Annotated in this window: 19 protein-coding genes; 10 read left to right on the top strand and 9 right to left on the bottom strand. The window is 71.9% G+C overall.

Features of this window, described 5'->3' with window-relative positions:
- Positions 1-53 precede the first annotated feature (53 nt).
- Genes ACQRWP_RS04780 through ACQRWP_RS04765 form a run of 4 tightly spaced genes read right to left on the bottom strand, consistent with a single transcriptional unit; the run spans position 54 to position 2,802 of the window.
- The gene (locus ACQRWP_RS04780) at positions 54-545 is read right to left on the bottom strand and encodes a hypothetical protein (RefSeq protein ID WP_430500985.1); all 492 of its coding nucleotides are present in this window, start codon (positions 543-545) and stop codon (positions 54-56) included.
- On the bottom strand, positions 529-1,284 hold the full coding sequence (locus ACQRWP_RS04775; RefSeq protein ID WP_430500984.1) for an SDR family NAD(P)-dependent oxidoreductase: 756 nt from the start codon (positions 1,282-1,284) through the stop codon (positions 529-531). Before ACQRWP_RS04775 ends, ACQRWP_RS04780 begins: the two co-directional genes overlap by 17 nt.
- Positions 1,277-2,554: an AMP-binding protein gene (locus ACQRWP_RS04770; protein WP_430500983.1), complete on the bottom strand. Its 1,278-nt coding sequence runs from the start codon at positions 2,552-2,554 to the stop codon at positions 1,277-1,279. The genes ACQRWP_RS04775 and ACQRWP_RS04770 overlap by 8 nt, the downstream gene beginning before the upstream one ends.
- The gene (locus ACQRWP_RS04765) at positions 2,551-2,802 is read right to left on the bottom strand and encodes an acyl carrier protein (protein ID WP_091401397.1); all 252 of its coding nucleotides are present in this window, start codon (positions 2,800-2,802) and stop codon (positions 2,551-2,553) included. Before ACQRWP_RS04765 ends, ACQRWP_RS04770 begins: the two co-directional genes overlap by 4 nt.
- Positions 2,803-2,901: 99 nt before the next feature.
- On the opposite strand from ACQRWP_RS04765, the gene ACQRWP_RS04760 reads away from it, so the two are divergent.
- Positions 2,902-3,411: a GNAT family N-acetyltransferase gene (locus ACQRWP_RS04760; protein ID WP_091401394.1), complete on the top strand. Its 510-nt coding sequence runs from the start codon at positions 2,902-2,904 to the stop codon at positions 3,409-3,411.
- A gap of 102 nt (positions 3,412-3,513) precedes the next feature.
- Here the strand turns inward: ACQRWP_RS04760 and ACQRWP_RS04755 are convergent, their stop codons facing one another.
- Entirely contained in the window at positions 3,514-5,250 is a 1,737-nt protein-coding gene (locus ACQRWP_RS04755) for a hypothetical protein (RefSeq protein WP_430500982.1), read from the bottom strand.
- Between the two features lie 365 nt (positions 5,251-5,615).
- Here ACQRWP_RS04755 and pseB point away from each other — a divergent pair, with 365 nt between their 5' ends.
- The 7 genes from pseB to ACQRWP_RS04720 all read left to right on the top strand — a co-directional run bounded on the left by pseB (position 5,616) and on the right by ACQRWP_RS04720 (position 13,027).
- On the top strand, positions 5,616-6,599 hold the full coding sequence (gene pseB / locus ACQRWP_RS04750; protein ID WP_210816822.1) for a UDP-N-acetylglucosamine 4,6-dehydratase (inverting): 984 nt from the start codon (positions 5,616-5,618) through the stop codon (positions 6,597-6,599).
- Positions 6,596-7,753 (top strand): DegT/DnrJ/EryC1/StrS family aminotransferase, encoded by a 1,158-nt coding sequence (locus ACQRWP_RS04745; RefSeq protein WP_425699557.1) that lies wholly within the window; start codon positions 6,596-6,598, stop codon positions 7,751-7,753. The genes pseB and ACQRWP_RS04745 overlap by 4 nt, the downstream gene beginning before the upstream one ends.
- Positions 7,754-7,763: 10 nt before the next feature.
- Entirely contained in the window at positions 7,764-8,612 is an 849-nt protein-coding gene (locus tag ACQRWP_RS04740; protein ID WP_430500981.1) for a hypothetical protein, read from the top strand.
- On the top strand, positions 8,602-10,428 hold the full coding sequence (locus tag ACQRWP_RS04735) for a class I SAM-dependent methyltransferase (protein ID WP_430500980.1): 1,827 nt from the start codon (positions 8,602-8,604) through the stop codon (positions 10,426-10,428). The genes ACQRWP_RS04740 and ACQRWP_RS04735 overlap by 11 nt, the downstream gene beginning before the upstream one ends.
- Positions 10,425-11,198 (top strand): cytidylyltransferase domain-containing protein, encoded by a 774-nt coding sequence (locus ACQRWP_RS04730; protein WP_430500979.1) that lies wholly within the window; start codon positions 10,425-10,427, stop codon positions 11,196-11,198. Before ACQRWP_RS04735 ends, ACQRWP_RS04730 begins: the two co-directional genes overlap by 4 nt.
- The gene (locus tag ACQRWP_RS04725) at positions 11,195-12,325 is read left to right on the top strand and encodes a PseG/SpsG family protein (RefSeq protein WP_430503125.1); all 1,131 of its coding nucleotides are present in this window, start codon (positions 11,195-11,197) and stop codon (positions 12,323-12,325) included. Before ACQRWP_RS04730 ends, ACQRWP_RS04725 begins: the two co-directional genes overlap by 4 nt.
- Positions 12,326-12,391: 66 nt before the next feature.
- Positions 12,392-13,027: an alpha-ketoglutarate-dependent dioxygenase AlkB gene (locus ACQRWP_RS04720; RefSeq protein WP_430500978.1), complete on the top strand. Its 636-nt coding sequence runs from the start codon at positions 12,392-12,394 to the stop codon at positions 13,025-13,027.
- A gap of 16 nt (positions 13,028-13,043) precedes the next feature.
- Here ACQRWP_RS04720 and ACQRWP_RS04715 read toward each other — a convergent pair whose 3' ends face one another.
- Entirely contained in the window at positions 13,044-15,791 is a 2,748-nt protein-coding gene (locus ACQRWP_RS04715) for a BTAD domain-containing putative transcriptional regulator (RefSeq protein WP_430500977.1), read from the bottom strand.
- 417 nt (positions 15,792-16,208) lie between these two features.
- Between ACQRWP_RS04715 and ACQRWP_RS04710 the strand changes: the two genes are divergently transcribed.
- Positions 16,209-16,781: a peptidoglycan-binding domain-containing protein gene (locus ACQRWP_RS04710; RefSeq protein ID WP_430500976.1), complete on the top strand. Its 573-nt coding sequence runs from the start codon at positions 16,209-16,211 to the stop codon at positions 16,779-16,781.
- Positions 16,782-17,099: 318 nt separating this feature from the next.
- Here the strand turns inward: ACQRWP_RS04710 and ACQRWP_RS04705 are convergent, their stop codons facing one another.
- From ACQRWP_RS04705 to ACQRWP_RS04695, 3 genes are all read right to left on the bottom strand, one after another.
- Positions 17,100-17,618, bottom strand: coding sequence for a TrmH family RNA methyltransferase (locus tag ACQRWP_RS04705; protein ID WP_410821222.1), 519 nt, complete (start codon positions 17,616-17,618; stop codon positions 17,100-17,102).
- Positions 17,619-17,826: 208 nt separating this feature from the next.
- Positions 17,827-20,310 (bottom strand): DNA gyrase/topoisomerase IV subunit A, encoded by a 2,484-nt coding sequence (locus tag ACQRWP_RS04700; protein ID WP_430500975.1) that lies wholly within the window; start codon positions 20,308-20,310, stop codon positions 17,827-17,829.
- A 32-nt stretch (positions 20,311-20,342) separates the two neighbouring features.
- Positions 20,343-22,400 carry a DNA gyrase/topoisomerase IV subunit B gene (locus ACQRWP_RS04695; protein ID WP_430500974.1) on the bottom strand — a complete coding sequence of 686 codons (2,058 nt, stop codon included), beginning with the start codon at positions 22,398-22,400 and terminating at the stop codon, positions 20,343-20,345.
- Between the two features lie 276 nt (positions 22,401-22,676).
- Between ACQRWP_RS04695 and ACQRWP_RS04690 the strand changes: the two genes are divergently transcribed.
- A complete protein-coding gene (locus ACQRWP_RS04690; RefSeq protein ID WP_430500973.1) occupies positions 22,677-23,375 on the top strand; it encodes a hypothetical protein in 699 nt (232 codons plus the stop codon).
- Positions 23,376-23,538 lie beyond the last annotated feature (163 nt).

Raw genomic sequence — 23,538 nt, 5'->3', positions numbered from 1 at the left:
CAACTCCATGATCGACCGGCGCGGAGGTCGGGGGGCGGAGGGCGGGGGCGGCTCTACAGGGAGCGGCCGCCGACTGCAGCGCCCCGGCCGTTGGGGGCGAAGCCGACGGTGACCACCAGGTCGGCCGTGCGGAGGGTTCGCCAGAGCGTCGAGCCGTCGGCCGGCGTGCCCAGGCCGTGCCGGCGCCACCAGGTCGCGATGGGCACGTCGGCCAGCTTGCAGCAGCACTCGGCCCGGGTCCACCGGGCCCAGAAGTCACCCGCGCCGAACCGGCGGGCCAGCGCCGGGGGCACCGGGGCGTCGGCGCGCTCCGCGTCGATGGCCACCCGCCAGCCGGGCGCCGGTGGGCCGTACCAGCCGACGCACCGTCCATCGTCGAGGTGACTGCGGGTCACCGCGTCGGCCATCGCGGCCGGCGACCCGATGCGCAGATACCGCTCGGCGACGGCGAGCAGCCCCGGCACCGGGCGCGGCACGGCGGGGCCGCCGTGCCGCGCTGGTCGCACCGGGAGGAAACCCGGCCGCAGGTCAGATGGCGGCGGCACCGTCCACCACGATGACCTGGCCGTTGATGTTGGTGTGCTCCCGCAGCAGCATCCGCACGACCGGGGTGACCTCCACCGGCTCGGTCAGGTGACCGGTCGGGGTGCGGCGCACGATCTGGTCGAGCTGGGTAGGACCGAGCACGGCGGACATCTCCGAGGCGAAGAAGCCGGGCGCGACCGAGTTGACCAGCATCCGGCCGCCCAGTTCGCGCGCGAGCGAGCGGGTGGCGGCGTCCATGCCGCCCTTGGTGGCCGAGTACGCGACGAGGCCGGGGAAACCGCGCTGCCCGCAGATCGAGGTGATGTTGACGATCCGCCCGCGCAGCCCCTTGGCGAGCATCCGGCGGATCACCAGCCGGGTCAGCTGGAGCGGGGCCGTCAGGTTGGTCTCGATGATCCGGGCGATGTCCTCGTTAGCGGTGTGCGCGTGCAACGAGTCCTGTCCCATGGCGGCGTTGTTGACGATGCCGTCGATCGGGCCGAGGCGCTGCTCCACCTCGCGGACGAAGCTCTGCGCGGCGCGCAGGTCGGTGACGTTTACCGAGCCGACGTGCACCCGGTCGGGGTGCTCGGCGGCGAGCTTCTCCAACTCCGGGGTGATGGTGCGGGCGAACGCGGCCACGCGTACGCCCGCGTCGAGCAGGTCGGTGACGATGGCCAGGCCCAGGCCACGGGAACCGCCGGAGACGAGGACCACGGAGCTGGGCGGGACGAGCTGGGTGTCGGCGGGCTCAGACATCGCTCTTCAGGGTCTCCTTGACGGGAATGTCGGTCAGGACGCGAATGCGGCGCGGCACCGCGTGCTCGGGAAGCCGATCGGTGCACCAGCGGACCAGCGCGGCCTCGTCCGGCACACCGGTGTCGGCGACGGACGGGTCGGCGGCGAGGACCACCTCGGCGACCACCATCCGCCCGAGCACCGGGGCGCGGCGCCCGGTCACCCGGGCCCAGGCCACCGCCGGATGACCGGCGAGCACACCGCGGACCACACCGGCGGAGACCTTGCTGCCACCGACGTTGATCTCGTCGGAGTCCAGCCGGCCGGTGATCAGCACCCGGCCGTCGAGCACCTGCACCCGATCCCCGGTACGGATCGGGCCGGCCAGACCGGCCCCGTGGTACGGGGAGGTGACCACCAGCTCGTCGTCGCGGACGGAGAGCGTCGGCCGGCCCGGGGTTTCCCGGTCCAGCCAGTCGACCGGGAAACCGGCCCGCCCGTCGTGCACCACAATGGACGCCCCCACCTCGGAGGACGCGTAGATCCAGGAGATCCGGGCCGTCGGGAAGACCTCCCGCAGCTGGTCCAGGATCGCCTGGTCCACCGGCTCCCCGCCGAGGGTGATCTGGCGCAGCGGCACCCGGGCCAGCGCTTCGGCGTCGCGGTAGAGGGTGCGTCGCCAGAAGGTCGGGGTGCCGGAGGCCGCGTCCACCCCGTGGGCGGCCGCGACCGTGGGCCAGTCGTCCAACTCGTCGGGCTCGACCACCACCAGGTGCTGGCCGGGCTGGGTCAGCGACAGGGTGACGACCTGCCACCAGGCGTACGTGCCCGGGGCGTACGGGCAGAGCCAGGTCCGGTCGGGCTGGTCGGCCCGCACGGTGGTCAGCGTGTCGAGGGTGTGCCCGACCCGCTTCGGACGCCCGGTGGAGCCCGAGGTCAGCAGCCAGAGCCGGCCCGGTTCGGCGGCTCGCGGCCGGGCCGGTGCGCTCGGGTGCACGCCGTCGTCGTCGAGGACGCTGACGGTGAACCCGGCCTCCAGCAGCTCGGCGCGCATCACCGCGTCGACCCGGCTCTCGGTACTGAGCAGCAGCTCGGTGCCGTGCACGGCGTGCTGCCGCGCCGCGGTGAGCGCGTGCACGGCCGAGTGGGCGAGCACCGCCGCCGGGTCGGGCAGGGTGGGCGTCGGCAGCGAACGCCAGGTCAGCGCGGCGCCACCGACGACGAGCCGGTTGTCGACACCGGCCGGCTCCGGGTCAGCGGGGGTGGGGTGGCGCGACGTCTCGACGGTCACTGGTGTTGAAGCTCGACGAGGAAGTCGAGGACGTCCCCGACGGTGGCGATGCGGCGCAGCCCGGGGGCGTCGAAGTTGAGCTCCTCCCCCGTCTCGTCCTCCACCCGCAGGGCCAGCTCGGAGAAGTCGAGCGACCGGAAGCCGATCTCCCGCAACTGCGCCGCGTCGTCCGCGGGCAGCTCCTTGTCCTGATTCTTCAGCACCTGAGCCATGAGGTCGCGGATCTGCGCGCGACTCAATTCGTTCATGCGCCGCAGTCTACAACCCAACGAATGCATATCTGATTTCCCGGTAGGCCCGGGTAAGGTGCCGGAACCGACGTGAACGGCTAGGAAAGCGAGACGCACGTGCTGCGCGAAGCGACGACGGACGACGTTCACCTGATGTTGTCCTGGCGTAATCAGGAAACCAATCGACAGGTCAGCAAGACCAGTCACGAGATCACCGCCGAGGAGCACGCCCGGTGGTGGTCGGCGGTCCGCGACGACCCGTCCCGGCGGGTGCTGGTGTACGTCCGCGACGACCGACCCTGCGGAGTGGTCACCTTCTTCGACCTGCGATTGGACGGCCCTCGCACCGGTGCGTGGGGCTTCTATCTCGACGCCGACGGGCTGGACGGGCGAGGCGAGACGCTGCCGGCCTGGCTGGGGGTCATGCGGGAGGCCGTCGAGTACGCCTTCGACGGGCTGCACCTGGACCGACTCGACGGCGAGGTGCTCGGCCACAATACCGTCGTACGACAGATGAACCGACGTTTCCGATTCGTCGAGGGCACCCCGCGACAGGAGCTGTCCGACGGCCGGGAAATCACCGTCATCCCGATTTCCCTGGCTCGGGCAGACCGCCGCCAGCGCTGATTGTAGGACCCTTTTCCGCCCTGGACGGGAACCATTAACCGACCGTGCTCCCGGTGGACATCCGCCGTTCACGAATAGCGGTGTCCACCGGGGCGCGATGGGTCAGGCGCGCCGCCAGGCGGCCCAGTGCTGCTCCGGGTTGCCGCCCAGCCGGACGAAGCCGTACGCCGTGCCGTCCCAGTCGTCGGCCTGCCCGGGCGCCCAGCGGGCGAACACGACCTGCGCCGCGGCCGGCGGCTGTTTGTCGCCGAACCACCGGACGTCGCTCCAGGTCACCTGGTGGCTGAGGTTGAACCGGAGGACGTAGTGCACGCCGGTCGAGGCCCACACCCGCTCGCCGGGGCGTACGCCGACGTCGGCCACCCGGGGGGTAGGCGCGGTGCTCGCGGCGGTCGGTCGCACGACCCGTTGGTCGATCACCTGCATCGTGACGAGGTTGACCACCACGACGGCGCCGAGGATGGGCAGCCGCAGGCGGGGCACCCTGACCGTGGCGACGAGCAGCACGCAGGCGGCGATGCCGACCAGCGACCCGACCACCGGTCGCAGCTCCCGCCAGCCCCCGGTCAACGCCGCCAGGTCCGGTGCGCTGAACCCGCCGTAGCGCAACCGGTGACCCTGGCTGGCCACGTACGCGAGTCGGGCGGCGACCAGCGCGCCACCGCCGACCAGCAGCGCCACCGCGACCGCCGCCTGGCGCAGCACCGCCCGCCACCCGGCGGTGAACAGCACCCCCAGCCCGACCAGCAACCAGAACGGCGCCAGCATCTGCACGTACCGGCCGTAGATCGCGTCCAGTGGCTTGCCGGTGATGCCGGACAGGATCACCGACGCGCCGCCGGCCACCCCGACGGTGACCACCAGCGCCACACCCATCGTCCAGCGGGCCGCGTCGCCGTGCCGTGGGCGCCACAGCTCGCGCACGGCGCCGGCCCAGGCCACCCCCGCCATCCCGAACGTGATCACCACGAGGTACCAGAGCTGGGTGGTGACCGCGGCGCTCACCCGGACCACCCCCTGGGCGGAGGCGATCGCCTCGAACGTGCTGCCGCCGGGAGTGCTGCCGAGCAGGTAGACCTTGCCGCCGAGGTAGCGGATGGCGGCCGCGTTGACGAGCGCCATGGCGAGCACCGGCAGCAGCGCCGCGAGCACCACGGGCGGGCTGATCCGGCGGCGGACGAACAGCAGCAGAACCAGCCCGGCGTGCACGGCCACGATCACCAGGCCGCGGGAGTGCAGCAGGTGGAACCCGCCGACCAGCAGGCCCACGGTGGCGGCGGCGAGCGGGCCGGGCCGGGTGATCCAGCGATGCACGGCGAGCAGCCAGGCGACCACGAGCGGCGCCATCACCGCGTCGATCATGGCGACGCCCGCGTAGAAGGCGGTGGCGGGCAGGGTCGCCGCCGCGACCGCGCCGAGCAGCGCGTACGAGCGGCGCAGCTGGAACAGACGGCGACCGAACAGGTACGCCAGCGGCAACAGCGTCGAGTTCACCATCGCGTTGATCAGCTGGACAATCCGGTAGCTGTCGGTGAAGTCCCGGTCCCCGAGGAACGCCGGCGAGATCAGCATCGGGTAGCCGACCCGGCGCAGCAGGTCGTTCTCGCTGCTGAAGCCCCCCGGACCGCCAGCCAGCGCGCGGGCGGTGTTCAGGTAGCTGTCCTCGTCGGTGTGCGCGATCGGCAGCACGACGTGCCGGGACCACCACATCCGCCAGGCCACGCTGAGCACCCAACCGACGACCAGCAGCAGCGGCACCAGCCAACGCCGGGCGGGCGGGCCGCTCGGCGTCTCGGCCACCACCACCGGCCGTTCGATCACGTCACTACCGGGTGCCATGAACGCCTCCAGAATTGCCGGCCGGACCGGGCCCGCGCTGATCCGACGGGCCCACCGGCCGGCGTCGGTGACGCCCGGGGTGGCCCGCTCGCACCGAGCCGGTGTGGATGTCGGGTGAACGTGGGACCCGGCTTCGCGCCGGGCCGACGGGTCGTTCGCGCGGTCACTGTAACGGCCCGATCCGGCCAGGTCAGCCCACATCCGGGGCGGTTGGAAGTGTTCGCCTACGCGGTGTTCGGCATTCACGGGAGCAGAGGTTGTGGTTCACCCGCGAGCGTCGAGGAGTTAACCCGCCATGGCTAGCGTGTCACCCCGGTCGGCCGGCCCAGGGCCGCCCGTTCATCCACGAACACGGGAGCACCACATTGAGTGAGTTGAATGGATCGTCCATTCTGATCACCGGGGGAACTGGTTCCTTCGGCAGGACGTTCCTCCGGCACATCCTCAACGAGGCCGACCCCGCCCGCGTGGTGGTGTTCTCCCGTGACGAGCTCAAGCAGTACGAGCTGCGCCAGCAACTCGGCGACGACCCGCGGCTGCGCTGGTTCATCGGCGACATCCGGGACCGGCACCGCCTCACCCGGGCCATGCACGGCGTCGACCACGTGGTGCACGCCGCCGCGCTGAAGCAGGTGGACACCGCGGAGTACAACCCCTCGGAGTACATCGCCACCAACATCACCGGCTCGCAGCACGTCGTCGACGCGGCGATCGAGGCCGGCGTCAAGAAGGTCATCGCGCTCTCCACCGACAAGGCGTCCAGCCCGATCAACCTGTACGGCGCGACGAAGCTGGTCGGCGACAAGCTGTTCGTCTCGGCCAACCACTACGCCGCCCAGCACCCCACCCGGTTCTCGGTGGTGCGCTACGGCAACGTGGTGGGCAGCCGCGGCTCGGTCGTCCCGCTGTTCCGCCGGCTGGCCGCCGAGGGCAAGAGCCTGCCGATCACCGACAAGCGGATGACCCGCTTCTGGATCACCCTGGACCAGGCCGTGCAGTTCGTCATGGACTCGTTCGACCAGATGCAGGGCGGCGAGCTGTTCGTGCCGCGCATCCCGAGCATGCGCATCCTCGACCTGGTCGAGGCCGTGGCCCCGGACGCCACCACCCACGAGATCGGGATCCGGCCGGGCGAGAAGCTGCACGAGGAGATGATCGCGCCCGACGACAGCCGGCGGACGCTGCGCGCCGACGGCCGGTTCATCGTCCAGCCGACCATCGCCACCTGGGGCTACCAGGCGCCGGTCGACTGCGACCCGGTCCCGGACGGCTTCGCCTACCAGTCGGACACCAACGACGAGTGGCTCACCGTCGAGCAGTTGCGCGACATGCTCGGCATCAACGGATGACGGGGATGCTCCCGTACGGCCGGCAGTCGATCAGCGAGGACGACGTCGCAGCCGTCGCCGACGTGCTGCGCGGCGACTGGCTCACCACCGGTCCGCAGGTCGACGCCTTCGAGGCCGACCTCGCCCGGTGGACCGGCGGAGTCGGTGTCGCCGCCGTCTCCAACGGCACCGCGGCGCTGCACGTGGCGTACGCGGCGGCCGGGGTGGGTCCGGGTGACGAGGTGGTCGTCCCGCCGATGACGTTCGTGGCGACCGCCAGCAGCGCGGTCGCCCTCGGCGCGAAGATCGTGTTCGCCGACGTCGACGACGAGACGTTCTGCCTCGACCCGGCGGCGGCCGCCGCGGCGGTCACCTCGCGAACGAAGGTCGTCGCCGCGGTCGACTACGCCGGCCACCCCGCCGACTACGACGCGCTGCGCAAGTCGGTCGAGGGCAGCGACGCGCTGCTGCTCGCCGACGCCGCGCACTCGATCGGCGGGACGTACCACGGTCGGCCGGTCGGTTCGCTCGCCGACCTGACCACGTTCTCGTTCTTCCCCACGAAGAACCTGACCACCGCCGAGGGCGGCGCGGTCGCGGCGCTGGACCCGGAGATCCTGAAGCGGGCCCGCCGGTTCCGTGGCGTCGGCGTGGTCCGCGAACGCGACGACCTGCGTTTCCCGGACGAGGGTGGCTGGCACCAGGAGGTGCACGAGTTCGGGCTGAACTACCGGCTGCCGGACGTGCTCTGCGCCCTGGGCCGCAGCCAACTGCGTCGGCTCGGCGAGTTCACGGCCCGCCGCAGCGCCCTGGTCGCCCGCTATGACGAGGCGCTGGCCGACCTGGACGGCGTGCTGCTGCCGAACCGCAGGTCGTGGGCCGACCCGGCCTGGCACCTCTACCCGATCCGGGTGCTCGACGGGCGTCGCCGCGAGGTGTACGACCGGATGCGGGCCGCCGGCATCGGCGTCCAGGTCAACTACATCCCGGTGCACTGGCACCCGGCCTTCGCCGACCTGGGGTACCGGCGCGGGTCCTGCCCGGTGGCCGAGTCGTTCTACTCCCAGCAGCTGTCGCTGCCGCTCTACCCGGGGCTCAGCGACGCCGACCAGGACCGCGTCATCGACGCGCTGACCGCCGCGCTGCGGGTCGGCTCGGTGCGTTCCGCCGCCTGATGGGAACCTGATGCACCACGCCAACCACTTCTACGGCCACGCGCACGTGCTGGCCCGGTACGCCGGCCTCGGCGACCGGCACCCACCCCGGATCAACGGGTACGTGCAGCACGGCTGGAACATCGGTGACGGCCTGGCCCCCGGCCACCCGTACGCCGACCGCACCCCCAGCCTGCTCTGGTCGGAGCAGACCCGCCGCCGGGCCTGGTCGGTGGGCCGACGCAACGTGGTCGTCATCGGCGCGCCGTTCAGCTACCTGCTGGCCATGCGACCCGAGGAACCACCGGCCGAGGAACGGGAGGGCACCATCTGGTACCCGTTCCACGGCTGGGAGGGCCAACACGTCAAGGGCGACCACCGCAAACTGATCGCCCTCATCCAGGACACCGAGCCCGGCCCGGTCACGGTCTGCCTCTACTGGCACGAGTACCGGATGCGCAACGTGCGCCGGCTCTACGAGCGCGCCGGGTTCCGGGTGATCTGCCACGGCTACCGCGGGCACTGGTGGAAGGACACCGATCCGGAGTTCCTCGACCGGCAGCTCACCGAGCTGCGCCGTCACCGCCGGGTAGCATCCAACCGGCTGACCAGCGCGATCTTCTACGGCATCGCGGCGGGGTGCGAGCCGGCGGTCTACGGCGACCCGATGATCCTGTCCAACGAGGACCCGACCTTCGGCGGCACCGCTCGGATCCGACGGCAGTGGCCGCAGCTGCACGGCACCACGGTCGACCTGCCCACCGCGGTCGAGATCGCCCGCGCCGAGCTGGGCACCGACCACCGCTGCACGCCGGCCGAGCTCCGCGAGCTGCTCGGTTGGGCGAACCTCCAGGAGGAAGAGGAAGACCGTGACGACTGAGACGGCACCCGCCGACCGGATCACCCTGCCGGGCGGCGAGATGCTGGCCTGGTCGGACCTGCCGCAGGAACGGCTGGCCAACGGTGGGCCGCTCGCCGCGCTGGCCGCCCGGTTGGTGCCGCCCGGCGCCCGGGTCCTGGTGGCCGGTCCACACGACCCGGCGCTGCTCGACCAGCTCACCCACGCCGAGGTCACCTGCCTGCTGCGCAGCCACCCGGACGCGGTGGCGCTGGCGCACCGGGCCGCCCGCGTGGTGGTGGGTGGCCCGGCCGGGCTGCCCGACGACGAGACGTACGACGTGGTGATCGCGGCTGCCGGGCTGGACCCGGTGGAGTCGGTGGAGGGCACCCGGCTCGGCTGGGACGGTGTGCTGGCCCGACTCGTCGCCGCGGTGCGACCGGGTGGCGCGTTGCTGCTGCGCCTGGACAACCCGCTGGGCCTGCACCGGCTGGTCGACACCACCCCCTGGTACGCCCGCCGCGACGACTCCGCCTGGGTGATCGGCGGCGTGCTGGACCGGGCCCACCCGGCCAACCGGGACCAGCTGCGCGAGCGGCTCGGTGCGGCGGGGCTGCGGCCGGCCACGTGCTGGGCCGCGTACCCCGATGTCAGCAGCCCGACGGCGCTGCTGGACGCCGACCACCTGGACCGGGACGCGGGCTCCGGCCTGTTCGACGCGGTGCTGCACGGCGCCTGCGCCGGGGGTTTCACCAGCGCCACAGTGCTCCAGGACCCGGCCCGGCTCGCGGTGGACGCGCTGCACGCCGGGCGCGCCGCCGACCTCGCACCGGGCTGGCTGACCCTCGCCCACCGGCCCGCCGACCCCACGGACCCGACCACGCCGACCGTCGACCGGGACCTGCCGGTGGCCCTCGTGCAGACCGGTCGCCCCGGGATCGGCGTGCTGGAGGTGCTGCACGGCCCCTCCGGTTGGCGCTGGGGGCTCATCCCGGCCACCGACGCGACGACGCCGGCCGTCGCGCCGTTCGCCAGCCGCGAGGCCGCGTACCGGGACGCGGACGCGCTGTCCGGACCGGTGCCGTCCGGCCGGCTGCTGCGTACCCTGCTGCTCGACGCGGCCCTGCGCCGCGACCTGGCCACCCTGCGCGCGCTGCTGCACGGGTACGCGGGTTGGCTCACCGACCAGGCCGACACCGACGGCCGGATCGCCGGCGCGGCGGCGCTGGCCGGCACCGACAACGTGGTGGTCGACGGCGAGCGGTACGCGGTGCTCGACCCCAGCTGGCGGGCCACCGCCGCGCTGCCCGGCGACGTGGTGCTCGCCCGCGGGCTGTGGCGCTTCGCCGCGGGCCTGCTCACCGGCGGGTACGCCCACCCGTGGTCGTCCACTCTCGACGTCGCGGGCCTGACCGTGGTGCTCGGCGGACTCGCCGGCCACGACCTCGACCGCGCGACCGTCAGCGAGGCGGTGGAGGCCGAGGCGGCCATCGCCGCCGCGCTGCACGGGCTGGACGCCGTCGGCAGGGTCGGCCTCGCCACCGAGCTGCACGCCGTCGCGCCGACCGACCCGCCGGTCGGCGGGCACAGCTACCAGCAGCTCCGCGAGGCGTGGCTGCGACAGCGCGAGGAACTCACCCGGTTGGCCGCGCTGACCGCGTGGACCGAGGAGTTGCTCACCTCGCGGGAACGGGCGCTACGCCGGGCCGAGACGACGATCGGCCTGCTCAGCGGGTCGATCAGCTACCGGGTGGGCCGGCTCGCCATCACCCCGGCCCGGCTGGCCAAGCGGGGCGCCCGCGCCGCCAAACGCCGGGCCACCGCGGTGCTCGCCCCCAAGCAGGAGGAGCAGCAGTGACCGCCGTACCGGTGCCCGGGGTCGCCACGGACGACGCGGGGCCACGGATCGTCGGCATCGTGCAGGCGCGCATGGGTTCGTCCCGGCTGCCCGGCAAGGTGCTCCGCCCGCTCGCCGGACGGTCCGTGCTGGGCCGGGTCGTACGCGCCGCCCGGGACAGCGGCGTCCTGGCCGACCTGGTAGTCGCCACCAGCACCGACGCGGTCGACGACGCGGTGGCCGCCGAGTGCGCGCGGCTCGACGTGCCGTGCCACCGCGGGCCGGTCGACGACGTGCTGGACCGATTCGTGGGCGCCCTCGCGGCGCATCCGGGGGACGCCGTCATGCGGTTCACCGCCGACTGCCCCCTGCTCGACCCGGAGATCATCGCCCTGGTCGCGTCGGTGTACCGGGCGGTCCCCGGGCTGGACTACGCCAGCACGTCGATCGCCCGGACCCTGCCCCGAGGGCTGGACGTCGAGATCATCCGAGCGGAGACGCTGCGCACCCTGGGCCGGCTCGCCACCGACCACCACCGGGTGCACGTCACCTCGTACGCGTACACCCATCCGGAGCTGTTCCGGGTGCTCGGGGTGACGCTCACCCCGGACCGCTCCGCGCTGCGGCTCACCCTCGACACCGAGCAGGACTGGGCGCTGGTCAGCGCGATCATCGACCACTTCGGTGACGTCAGCGTGCCGCTGGCCAAGCTCGCCGACTGGCTCCACGGTCAGCCCCGGCTGCGCGCGCTCAACGCCGACGTCCAACAGAAGCATCTGGAGGAGTCCTGAGCACCCTGAGGGTCGGGTTGCGCTGCGACGCCGGGCCACTGCGCGGCGTCGGCCACCTCGTCCGCTGCCTGGCGCTCGCCGAGGAGTTCCTCGCCCGGGGCGCCGACGTCACAGTGTTCGGCACCGTCGAACGGCTCGACTGGGCCACCGCGGAGCTGGCCGCGCGGGGCATCCCACTGCTGCCCGGCCCGGACTCGGCGGCCGACCTGGTCGAGGCGGCCCGCCGACACGACCTGGACGTGCTGGTCCTCGACTCCTACGAGCTGGACCCGGCCGGGGCCGGCGCCCTGCGCGCCGCCGGCGTCTACACCCTCGCCATCATCGACGGCGACAGCCGGGGCCAGGTCGCGGACCTCTACCTCGACCAGAACTTCGGAGCAGAACTGGCCGGGCCGGGTTCCGGGGCGGAGCTGCCCGGGCTGGGGTCCGCAGCGGCGCTGCCGGGGCTGGGTGCCGGGGCGGGACTGCCTGGCCGACTGCTCGCCGGGAGCGGGTACGCCCTGCTGCGCGACACCGTGATCAGCGCCCGGCCGCCGGTCGTCCCGCCCACCACGGCGGTCAGCCGCCCCCGGGTGCTGGCCTTCTTCGGCGGCACCGACGCGGTCGGCGCGGCCCCGGTCCTGACCCGGGTGCTGGTGGCCACCGGTCACCCGATGGACCTCACGGTCATCGTCGGGCGACCCGAGATCGAGTCGGAAGTCGAGGACGTCACCCCCGGCCGGGGGCAGATCATCCGACCGGTCCCGCCCACCACCTCGCTGCCGGCGCTGATCGCCGAGGCGGATCTGGTGGTCAGCGCCGCCGGCACGTCCACCTGGGAACTCTGCTGCCTCGGCGCACCGAGCGCACTGGTCTGCGTGGTCGACAACCAACGTGAGTCGTACACCCGGGTGGTGCGGCACGGCCTGGCCGCCGGCCTCGGCGAGCTGCCGGAGCTGACCGCCGGCGGCGTCGCCGGACGAGCCGCCCGCGCGGCGGCGGCGCGAACTCTGCACGGGCTGCTCAGTTCGCCGCAGCGGCGCGCGACGCTCGCCGCGCGCGCCTGGTCCACCGTTGACGGGCAGGGCCGGGCCCGGGTGGTGGACGCGGTGTTCGACGCCGTACGCGCCGCCGCCGTCCCCGGCTGACCGCAGCACGCCAAGGTCACGTTCACCACTAGCACGGGTGTACGAAAGTGCTGCTAGGGTGGCCGTATGACGCAGGCCGCCTACCAGCCGTCGATGCTCGACCTGGCCGACGCCGGGCCGACCCTGGGGCCGCTGCCCGGCCAGATCCGCCGGCACCAGCTCAGCCGGGGCGCCTGGGTCGACCACCTCCCCGGCTGGGTGCGCGGCTCCGACACGGTCCTGGACACCCTGCTCACCGAGGTGCCCTGGCGTGCCGAACGGCGCACCATGTACAACGCCGAGGTCGACGTGCCCCGCCTGCTCTGCTGGTACGACGGCGCGAGGCAACTTCCCCACCCCGTGCTCACCGCCGCGCGGGCCGCGCTGACCGGGCACTACGCGCCCGAGCTGGGCGAGCCCTTCGTCACCGCCGGCATGTGCCTCTACCGGTCCGGGCGCGACAGCGTGGCCTGGCACGGCGACACCATCGGCCGCTCGGCGCACGCCGACACGATCGTCGCGATCGTCTCCTTCGGATCACCCCGACCACTGCTGCTACGCCCACGCGGCGGCGGCGAGAGCCTGCGCTTCCCGGTGGGCCACGGCGACCTGATCGTCATGGGAGGCTCCTGCCAACGCACCTGGGAACACGCCATCCCCAAGACCACCCGCCAAGTGGGCCCCCGGGTGAGCGTCCAATTCCGCCCCCACAACGTCGCCTGACCCTGAGGCCGTAGTACTAGGACGGAATCGGACGTTCGAGGCGGCGGCGGACCTCCTCGACTGCGGGGTCGCCCACCTCCTCATAGATCCGCGCGGCCAGGCGCCAAGCGGCAGCGGCAGCGTTCCGGTCACCCATCCCTTCCCGGGTGTCCCCGAGTCGGATGAGGGTCTCCGCCTCGTGATACCGGTCCGCGGAGTCGCGGAAGAGTTTGATCGCTTGCTCGTAGCAGTTGGCCGCGCGATCGCGGTCGCCGAGGCGGTCGTAGGCGAAACCGAGGCTGTCCAGCGTCGCGGCTTGACCGTTGCGGTCGTCGGTCCGTCGTTGCTGGTCGAGGGCCTCGGTGCAGCTGGCGATGGCCTGGACATAATCGCCGGTGGTGGCGAGCAGCCAACCGATCGCGTTGAGCGTCCGGGCTTCGCCCGCGTGATTGCCGACCAGCCGGTAGAGCCGCAGCGCCTCGCGACCGTGTGCGAGCGCCTCGTCGAGCCGGCCGTCCAGGTAGCAGAGTTCGCAGTAGTTGTGCAGCGTCTGGGCCTGGCCGATCGGGTCGCCGAGACGTTCGTGCAGCTCAAGCGCGCGCTTGAGCCGGTACTCGGCAGTGGTGCGGTCGCCCAGTCGGGTCAGAGCGCGGGAGACCAACCGGCTGGCGACGGCCTGGCCGGCGAGGTCGTCGATTTTCTCCGCAGCGCCCAGCGCGACCTCTTGGATGGCGAGTTGGTCCTGCCAGAGGCCGCGCGGCGCCACGAAGGTGGTCAGTGCCCACGCGATCTGCCAGGCGTACGTTTCGAAGCCGTTCTCGGCGGCCTGTCGGACCACCCGGACCAGCACCCGATGCTCCGCCATGAACCAGGCGAGCGCGCCGTCGTGATCGGTCACCGGCCGCCTGGCGGGTACGGGCAGCGGCGGCACCGGCCTGATCGGGGGCCACTGCGGCTGCAGTAGCCGGGCGGCCGGATAGGCGGCGTGCAGGTAGTGGTCGTACAGACGCTGTCGGGCTGCGACGTGTTCGTCGCCGCGCTCCGACGACTGGGCGAGCTCGGCCGCGTAGGCGCGCAGAAGATCGTGGAAGGCGAACCGGCCGGGCGCGTGCTCCGCCAGCAGATGGAGCCGGGTCAGTTCCCGCAGGATCGGCGCAACGGCCGCGGCCGACACACCGGCGAGCGCTGAGGCCGCGGCGGTGGTCAGGTCCGGGCCCGGATGCAGCCCCAGCATGGTGAACAGCCGGGCCGCGTCCGCCCTCAGGGCCAGGAACGACCACGAGAAGACGCGCCGGACGTCGCCGTCGGCCAACGCGTCCAGCCTCGCCTCGGCCGAGTGCAGTTCGGCGGCGATCGCGCTGAGCGGGAACGTGGGATGGGTCGCGACGCGCGCCGCCACTATCGACAGTGCCAGCGGAAGCCGGCCTGCGGCCTCGATGATGTCGGCCACCGCCACCGACTCGGAGGCGAGCCGGCCGACCCCGAGACGTCTGACGAGCAGGCTCCTCGACTCCTCCGCCGTGAGTACGTCCAGAGTCAACGGCGTGGCACACTCGGCGGCGATCAGGCCGCCGAGCCGGTCACGGCTTGTGACCACGACCATGCAGCGGCCCGCACCGGGCAACAGGGCGCGCACCTGGGCGGAGTCGCGAGCGTTGTCGAGCACCAGGAGCATCCGGCGGGAGGCCAGCAGGCTTCGGTAGAGACCAGTCCGGGCCTCCAGATCGGAGGGGATCCGGGCGTGGGGCACGCCGAGCGCTTCGAGGAAGCCGGACAGGGCATCGGACGGGGACACCACGCCGGCTTCGTCGTAGCCGCGAAGGTTCACATAGAGCTGCCCGTCCGGGAAGCTGTCGGCAACCCGGTGCGCCCAGTGCAACGCCAGGGCCGTCTTGCCGACTCCGGCCATGCCGGACACCACAGAGATGGCCACGCTCGTCGGCCCTTCAGCTCCGCCGTGCAGAAGCCCGTCGAGGCCCGCCAGCTCGACGCTGCGTCCGACGAACTCCGGCACCGCACGCGGCAGTTGCTCGGGGCGCTGAAAGAGCGGCCCTCCTGTCGTCTCCGGCGCCGACCGGTCCGGCCCCGTTGGAGGTTGCGCCGTCAGGCCCGGCCGGTGATGCAGGATGTCGTCGTACAGCGCGACGAGTTCGGGTGCGGGATCGAGGCCGGTCTCCTCCGCTAGCGTCTGTCGGGCCTGCCGGAAGGCATCCAACGCGCCGGCTACGTCTCCGATGCGGTACAGGCCCACCATCAGCTGGCCCCACGCCCGCTGCCGCAACGGATGCCGGTCGAGCAGGCCGCGCAACCGGTGCACGACGTCGGCCGACGCGCCGAGGGCCAGCACCGCCTCGGCGTAGTCCTCCTCGACGAGCAGCCGGCGCTCCTCCAACCGCGCCACCCGCTGAGCCAGCGTCGAGCGCAGCGGCAGGTCGGACAGCGGTGCACCACGCCACAGGCGCACCGCGGCGGAGAGTTCGGCCTCGGCCCGGTCCAGATCGGAAGCGGCGAGCGCCTCGCGGCCCCGCGCCGCCGCGGCGTCGAACAGGTCCAGGTCCCGTTCGCCTGGGCCCACCCGCAGCAGGTAGCCGCCGGCCGCAGCGGTTATCCCATCCCAGGTCGCCCCACCGCCCAGCGACTGCCGCAACCCTCGCACATAGGTGCGCAGATTCGCGGCGGCCGACGCCGGCTCTTCGTCGCCCCACAGCATCGCGGCCAACTCGTTGGTGCCGACTACCTCATTCGGGCGCAGCAGCAGGGTCGCCAGCAGGAGACGCTGCTTCACCGAGCCCAGTGGAACCGACCGGCCGTCGCGGTACACCCGGAACGGGCCAAGGAGTTCGAAACGCAACCAGGCACCTCACATGTGGGCACTGCCATGTGCCGTCATGCGTACAACACCCACACAACGCGGGCGAGCAATTGATCTATACCGCAGATGTGCGGTGGTTGTGCCGGCCCCACCGTACCTTCTCCAAGGGGGGCCCCGGAGCGGTGAGGACGGTTCTACCGTCCTCACCGCTCCATCCAGGAGCACCAATCGCCAGACCTGGTCGCACGACGATGGCGCGAGGTCAAACGGGACCGTCTGTCCAGACCTGGCGCGAGGCCACCTCGCCTCGTCGTGCCGGGCCTGACACCGCCGGCTGGCGCGACGCCCCAGCACCGTTGCCCCCTCATGATTCCCGACCAAAGGAGACACATGTCGTCGCTCCGCTCCACCCGCCGCATCCTCAAGGGAGTTGCCGTGCCCGCCATCGGCGCGGCATTGGCCATCGGCATCAACGTCACCATCGCCACGCCGGCCGCGGCCAGCGGCTCCTACACGGGCCGGGCGTTCGTCCATGGCACGGGCGCGGTGTCTGACGACTTCGATGACGAAGGCGTCACCAACGTCACCACCCACCGCAACTCGAACGTCGCCTGTCTCTGGCAGACCATTCTCTGGGCGAATGGCTACCTGCCCTCGTCCGGGGTCGACGGCGTCTTCGGCGACCAGACCGATGCCGCGACGAAGAACTTCCAGCGCGACAAGGGCCTCTCTGCGGATGGCTCCGCAGGCCGGAACAGCTGGACCAGGGCAGGCGACAAGCTGGTGCAACACGACAACCAGAACGGCTGGCTGTACGTGGTGTACCACGGGGCGGCGGGTTCCAGGAGCCCCTACGGCTCGCACCAATTCGTCCTACAGCGTTCGCCCGATGGGAACTACCGGTTCTACCCGCCTCAGGGCAGCGGCCCCTACTGGGCTGCCTACAACTCCCGCACCTGCTGACCTCGCCCAGGACCACGACGCGGCGGATGCCGGGCCAGCCTGTTTGTCGATCCGGAAAGGAATACCGACAAATGGAGCGAAGAGCATGGAGCAGAGCAGGCGCAACGGCGTCTCGCGTTGCGGGCTGATCCGAGGCGGGCTGCTGGCGGTGGCGGCATCGGGCGTGTCTGACTGAACAGGCATCGCGAGTGGCCCGACCGGGACGCGATGACCAGCGACTCGCAAGGTAGGTCCGGACGCGGCGGGTCCCGTTGTCCGGACCTACCCTGCGGTTCTCCGGCCTGATCGCCATTGGTCCAGCGGCGACCGGGCGCCGTCCTAGAGGAGGCCGGCGAGTTTGTAGAGGACCAGGGAGCCGGCTACCGCGACGTTGAGGCTGTGGCCGTGCCCGACCATGGGAATCTCCACCGCCGCGTCCAGTTGGTCGAGCGCCTCGGGTGGGATTCCGGTCGCCTCGTGCCCCAGCAGCACCACGGTGCGGCCCCGAGCGGCGGGCAGATCACCGAGCCGGACGGCCTCGTCGGCCAGTTCCACCCCGAGGACCCGGGTGCCGGCGGCCCGTTCGGCTGCCAGCCAGCTCAGCGGACTGCCGACCCGGTGAACGCAGCCCGGCCGGCGCAGCGTGTTGCCCCGGGCCACCGCTTCGTCCACCCAACGGAACGGGGGCACGGCAAGACAGGCGCCGACCGCGTCGCACGTACGTAACAGGGTGCCCAGGTTCGCGCCGTGCATCGGCCAGAGTGGCGCGGCGATCAGATGACCCCAGCAGCGGTGTGGCCGGGGACGGCGGGCTGCGCGTAGCTCACGCCTGGGCCGGACCCGGATGGCGGCGCTCACGCCGCGCCGGCGACTCCGCCGGACAGAGTTGAAATCATGTTGAGGGGTGCTTAGCGGCGCACCCAGACCCTCACCGACAACAGAGGACCCCACCATACCGCGCTGACGGCCGTCCCCACTCCCCAAGATCGTGCTCGAACCAGGTTCGAGCACGATCTTGGGGCCGGGCGCGCCAGACGCGCCGGGCGCGACAACGCGGGTGGGTGGGTTAGTCGCGCTCGATCAGGTGGCCTACCACCGTTGGGCCGAGCATCACCGCGAAACCGCTGCCGTCGCGGCGCGGGTCCGCCGCGGGCAACTCCACCGGGTCGCCGGTGGCGGTCGCGCCGACCGGTCGCGGGCCCACCCAGGCGACGGCCACGTCCGTCTCACCCTTGAGGAAGCGGTGCGCGCGCACGCCGCCGGTCGCCCGGCCCTTTGCCGGGTACGCCTTGAACGGCGTCACCTTGACCGTCGCGCCGGTGGAGGTGACCACCATCGGCTCGCCGTGCCCCGGGTCGTCGGTGCGCACCGCGCCGAAGAACGCGACCCGCGCCCCGGCCGGCAGGTTGATGCCGGCCATACCGCCACCCTTGAGGCCCTGCGGCCGAACCAACCCGGCGGGGAAGCGCAACAGCGACGCCTCCGAGGTGACGAAGGTCAGCGTCTCGGTGCCGTCGGTCAGCCAGGTCGCCCCGACCACCTCGTCACCGTCGCGCAGACCGATCACCTCGAACTCGTCGGAGCGCACCGGCCACTCCGGCGAGCAGATCTTCACCGCGCCCTGCCGGGTGCCCAACGCCAGCCCCGGTGAGCCCTCCGCCTGCCCGCCGAGCGGGGCCAGGCCGACGACCGTCTCTCCCGCCGCCAACGGCACCAGCTCGGCCGCGGACATACCGCCCCGCAGTGACACCGTGCCCGCCTGCTCGGGCAGCACCGGCAGCGGCAGGACGTCGACCTTGAACGCCCGGCCGGCGCTGGTCAACAGCAGCACCCGACCACGGGCGGTGGAGTGCGCGATGGCGCGTACCGTGTCGTGCTTGACGCGGCCGTTGCGTCGGCGCCCCTCGGAGCTCTCCTCCGACTCGGCCGCGGTCCGGGCGACCAGCCCGGTCGCGGAGAGGATCACCTGGCACGGGTCGTCGGCGACCTCCAGCGGGCCGGCCGGCGCGGACGCGGCCAGCACCTCCTTCAGGTCACCGTCGACAAGCGTCGTACGACGTTCGGTGCTGAACTGCTTGACCACGGCGGCCAGCTCGTCGGAGACCACCTTCTTGAGCACCCGCTCGTCGTCGAGGATCTTGCTCAGCTCGGCGATCTCAGCGCGCAGCCGCTCCTGCTCGGCCTCCAGCTCGATCCGGTCGAACTTGGTCAGCCGGCGCAACGGAGTGTCCAGGATGTACGTGGCCTGGATGTCGGAGAGACCGAACCGGCTCATCAGCCCGTCCTTCGCGGCCTGCGCGTCGTCGCTGCCCCGGATCAGCCGGACCACCTCGTCGATGTCCAGCAGCGCGATCAGCAGACCGTCGACCAGGTGCAGCCGTTCCTGACGCTTGCGCCGACGGTACGAGGTGCGCCGGGTGACCACCTCGTACCGGTGGGCCAGAAAGACCTCCAGCAGCGCCTTGAGGCCCAGCGTGCGCGGCTGCCCGTCGACCAGGACCAGGTTGTTAACGCCGAACGACTGCTCCAGCGGGGTCAGCCGGTAGAGGTCGGCGAGCAGCGCCTGCGGGTTGACCCCGACCTTGCACTCGACGACGAGCCGGGTGCCGCTCTCCCGGTCGGTGAGGTCCTTGACGTCGGCGATGCCGGTCAGCCGCTTGGTCTTGGTGACCTCGTTGGTGATCGCGGCGATGACCTTCTCCGCGCCGACGCCGTAGGGCAGCTCGACCACTGTGATCGCCTGACGGCCCCGGCTGCCCTCGATCGGGCCGATCTCCACCTTGCCGCGCATCCGCACCACGCCACGCCCGGTCTCGTACGCCCGGCGCACCTCGTCCAGGCCGAGCAGCACCCCACCGGTGGGCAGGTCGGGGCCGGGGACGAACTCCATGAGTTTGTCCAGAGTGGCGTCCGGGTGGTTGATCAGCCAGCGGGCCGCGGAGACGACCTCCGCCAGGTTGTGCGGGATCATGTTGGTGGCCATCCCGACCGCGATCCCGGACGCGCCGTTGACCAGCAGGTTGGGGAAGGCCGCCGGCAGCACGGTCGGCTGGGTCAGCGACCCGTCGTAGTTGGGCTCGACATCGACGGTGTCCTCGCCCAGCTCACCGACGAGCAGCATGGCCTCGCGAGACATTCGCGCTTCGGTGTAACGCGATGCTGCCGGTCCATCGTCTGGGGACCCAAAATTTCCATGCCCGTCGATGAGCGGCACGTTGAGGGAGAAGTCCTGGGCGAGGCGAACCATCGCGTCATAGATCGCCGTGTCACCGTGTGGATGGTACTTTCCCATCGTATCCCCGACAATTCGGGCAGACTTCACGTGCCCGCGGTCCGGGCGGTAGCCCTGCTCGTACATCGACCAGAGGATGCGCCGGTGCACGGGCTTGAGGCCGTCCCGCGCGTCGGGCAGGGCGCGGGAGTGGATGACCGAGAACGCGTACTCCAGGTAGGAGTCGGAGACCTCGGTGACCAGCGGGTTGTCGAAGACCCGCGCGCCGGCCTGGTCGAACGAGGAGAGGTCGACCTTGTTTTCCTTACGGCGTGCCATGACTCAGCTTTCCCCTCGAACGGAAGCGGTGCTCATGCGTCGATCGCATCCCGGTCGACGCGGTCGGCGGAGTCGATCAGCCAGTTGCGGCGCGGCTCGACCTTCTCGCCCATCAGCAGTTCGAGGATGCGTTCGGCAGCGTCGACGTCGTCGAGGGTGATCCGGCGGACAGCGCGGGTGGCCGGGTTCATCGTGGTGTCCCACAACTCGTCGGCGTCCATCTCACCGAGACCCTTGAACCGTGGGATGGGCGTGACGATCTGCTTGCCGGCCTTCTCCAGCTTGCGAACCGTCGTCTCCATCTCGGCCTGGGTGTAGGTGTAGACGGTCTGCGGGCTGCGCCCCTTGGTGGTGATCTTGTGGAGGGGCGGCATCGCGGCGTAGAGCCGACCGGCCTCGATCAGCGGCCGCATGTACCGGGCGAACAGGGTGATCAGCAGCGTACGGATGTGGGCGCCGTCCACGTCGGCGTCGGCCATGATCAGCACACGGCCGTAGCGCAGCGCGGTGAGGTCGAAGGTGCGCCCCGAGCCGGCGCCGAGGACCTGCACGATGGCGGCGCACTCGGCATTGTCCAGAACCTGCTGGAGGTTGGCCTTCTGCACGTTGAGGATCTTGCCGCGGATCGGCAGCAGCGCCTGGTATTCCGAGGAACGGGCCATCCGGCTCGTCCCCAGGGCGCTGTCGCCCTCGACGATGAACAGCTCGCTGCGGTCGATGCCGGTGGCCCGGCAGTCGACCAGCTTCGGCGGCATGGACGCGCCCTCCAGGGCGGTCTTGCGCCGGGCGGCGTCCTTCTGTTGCTTCTGGGTGAGTCGCACCCGGGCGGCGTCGACGATCTTCTGAAGGACGGTGCGCGCCTCGGCCTTGGTGCGCCGATCTTCAAGCCAGGCCTTGATGTGCGCGTCGACCAGCGACTGGAGAACCTTGGTGATGCCGGTGGTGGAGAGCTCGTCCTTGGTCTGCGAGGTGAACTGCGGCTCGGGGATCCGCACGTGCACCACGGCTGTCATCCCCTCCAGGACGTCGTCCAGGGTGGGCGGCTCCTCCTTGGCCTTGAGCAGACCGCGGGTGTTGCGGATCGCGTCGGCGAGCGCGCGGACGAGGGCCCGCTCGAAGCCCTTGCGGTGGGTGCCGCCGTGCGCGTTGCGGATGGTGTTGGTGAAGCACTCGACGGTGCGCTCGTAACCGGTGCCCCACCGGAACGCCACCTCGACCTCGGCGCGCCGCTGCACGTTGGACTGCATGACGCCGTTGGCGTCGGCGGCGTTCTCCCGGTAGGTGCCCTCGCCGTTGACCAACAGGGTGCCGGAGACCGGCCGGTCGCCGGCCGGAGCGAGGAACTCCACCATGTCGCTGAGCCCGTTGGGGTAGTGGAACCGCTCCTCGGCGGGCGTCTCGCCGGTCAGGTCGCGGAGCAGGTAGGTCACGCCGGGGACCAGGAACGCGGTGTTGCGCAGCTTCATCCGGACGGCGTCGACGTCGAGCGCCGCCCCGGTCTCGAAGTAGCGGGCGTCGTGCCACCAGCGGATCGAGGTGCCGGTGCGTTGGCCGCGCTTCATGGCGCCGGTCACCTGGAGCCCGGGGCCGGCGGTGAAGGGCGCGTCCGGCCCGTCGCCGTCGAAGATGCCCGGAACGCCGTGCCGGAACGACATCGCGTGGATCTTGCCGGCCCGGCGGACGGTCACGTCGAAGCGGTGGGACAGCGCGTTGACCGCCGACGCGCCGACGCCATGCAGACCGCCGGAGGTCTTGTAGCCGGAGCCGCCGAACTTGCCGCCGGCGTGCAGCCGGGTCAGCACCAGCTCGACGCCGGAGATGCCGGACTTGGCGTGCACGTCGGTGGGGATGCCCCGGCCGTCGTCGTCGACCTGCACCGAGCCGTCGGCGTGCAGGATCACCTCGACATGGCTGGCGTGACCGGCGACACCCTCGTCGGTGGAGTTGTCGAGGATCTCGTTGACGAGGTGACCCACGCCACGGCTGTCGGTGGAACCGATGTACATGCCGGGCCGCTTGCGGACAGCGTCCAGCCCCTCAAGGTGGGTGAGGTCATCGGCCCCGTACAGGGTGTCAGGCTCTGCGGTCAACTGGTCGTACTCCCCGGTCTCGGCGGTGTGCTGCCGGTCACCGGCGACATCAGCCGGCGTGGCGCGCCGCAGCGAGCCTAGCCCGAGGCTAGGACAACCACCGGAGGACCTACGCGACCCGCCGCGCGCGGCCCGCAGGACGTGAGCCAACGAACAGCCTGCGGTGATCATGGGACCACGCAGAGACACCGCCACCGGTACGCTCACCCATGATCGCGGCCGGTTGAGCGCGGGGTGCGCGCCGGTCCGGGTCGAGGAGATCAGGAGGCGGTCGAGGTGGACGGGACGATTCGCGACGCGCTGCGGCGCTCCCTCGGTACGCCGGCCCGACGGTGGCTGCTGGTGGGCACCCTGGTGGCAGGGCTGCTGGCCGCCGTGGCGCTGGTCGCGGCGGCGGATCCCGCCGACCGGACCTTCGCCGAACTCTCGGGCACGGTCCAGAGCCTGACGTCGGTCGTGACGCCCCTTTTCGGCATCCTGCTGGTACGCGACCTGCGCCGGTCGCCCGTCCCCCTTCCGGTCCTGCCCACCGTGCTCGCGGTGGGGCTGCCGGCAGTGGTCATCGGCGTGGTCGGTGTGCTGATCTGCGCCGCGACGCTGGCCCTCACCCCGGCCGATGTCGCCGACGAGCCGTGGCGGTTCGCCGGGACGGTCGCGGTGGGCAGTGTGCTGGTGCAGATCGCCGCCGGCCTGGTGGGCACCGGGCTGGGTCTGTTGCTGCGCTCGGTGGTGGTGGCGTTCCTGACCACGATCATTCTGCCGCTGGGGCTGTTCGCGCTGCTGGGCGCCGTGGACGCCCTCCGTCCGGCGCAGCCGTGGCTCACCCCGTTCGGCAGTGTGCGCAACCTCCTCTCGGGAGAGATGACCGCGCTGCGGTGGGTGCAGTGGCTGTGCGTACTCCTGATCTGGGGTGTCGGTCTGAACGCCGCCGGTGCGGCAGTGCTGAACCGCCGCGGCGGCCCGGCCGGTCGCTGACTCCCCGCGCACGGCGGGCGCGGGTCGGTGGGCGCGAAGGCTCGGAGCGCGAGTCCAATCTCGACACGGTAGGGCGTCCTGCCTACGTGCGCGTGTCTTTCGTCGAACGAATCTGTTACGGGCCATTGACGCCCGTCGTACGGGGGTGATCTGATCTCGCTCT

The sequence above is a fragment of the Micromonospora trifolii genome, from assembly GCF_050516465.1.
GTDB lineage: Bacteria > Actinomycetota > Actinomycetes > Mycobacteriales > Micromonosporaceae > Micromonospora > Micromonospora trifolii.
This window is presented reverse-complemented; position numbering and strand designations above follow the sequence as displayed.

Excerpts from the sequence above, each read along its gene's own strand:
- ACQRWP_RS04775 (WP_430500984.1), bottom strand. The coding sequence starts at position 1,284 with ATGTCTGAGCCCGCCGACACCCAGCTCGTCCCGCCCAGCTCCGTGGTC.
- ACQRWP_RS04765 (WP_091401397.1), bottom strand. The coding sequence starts at position 2,802 with ATGAACGAATTGAGTCGCGCGCAGATCCGCGACCTCATGGCTCAGGTG.
- ACQRWP_RS04755 (WP_430500982.1), bottom strand. The coding sequence starts at position 5,250 with ATGGCACCCGGTAGTGACGTGATCGAACGGCCGGTGGTGGTGGCCGAG.
- ACQRWP_RS04745 (WP_425699557.1), top strand. The coding sequence starts at position 6,596 with ATGACGGGGATGCTCCCGTACGGCCGGCAGTCGATCAGCGAGGACGAC.
- ACQRWP_RS04740 (WP_430500981.1), top strand. The coding sequence starts at position 7,764 with ATGCACCACGCCAACCACTTCTACGGCCACGCGCACGTGCTGGCCCGG.
- ACQRWP_RS04720 (WP_430500978.1), top strand. The coding sequence starts at position 12,392 with ATGACGCAGGCCGCCTACCAGCCGTCGATGCTCGACCTGGCCGACGCC.
- ACQRWP_RS04710 (WP_430500976.1), top strand. The coding sequence starts at position 16,209 with ATGTCGTCGCTCCGCTCCACCCGCCGCATCCTCAAGGGAGTTGCCGTG.
- ACQRWP_RS04700 (WP_430500975.1), bottom strand. The coding sequence starts at position 20,310 with ATGGCACGCCGTAAGGAAAACAAGGTCGACCTCTCCTCGTTCGACCAG.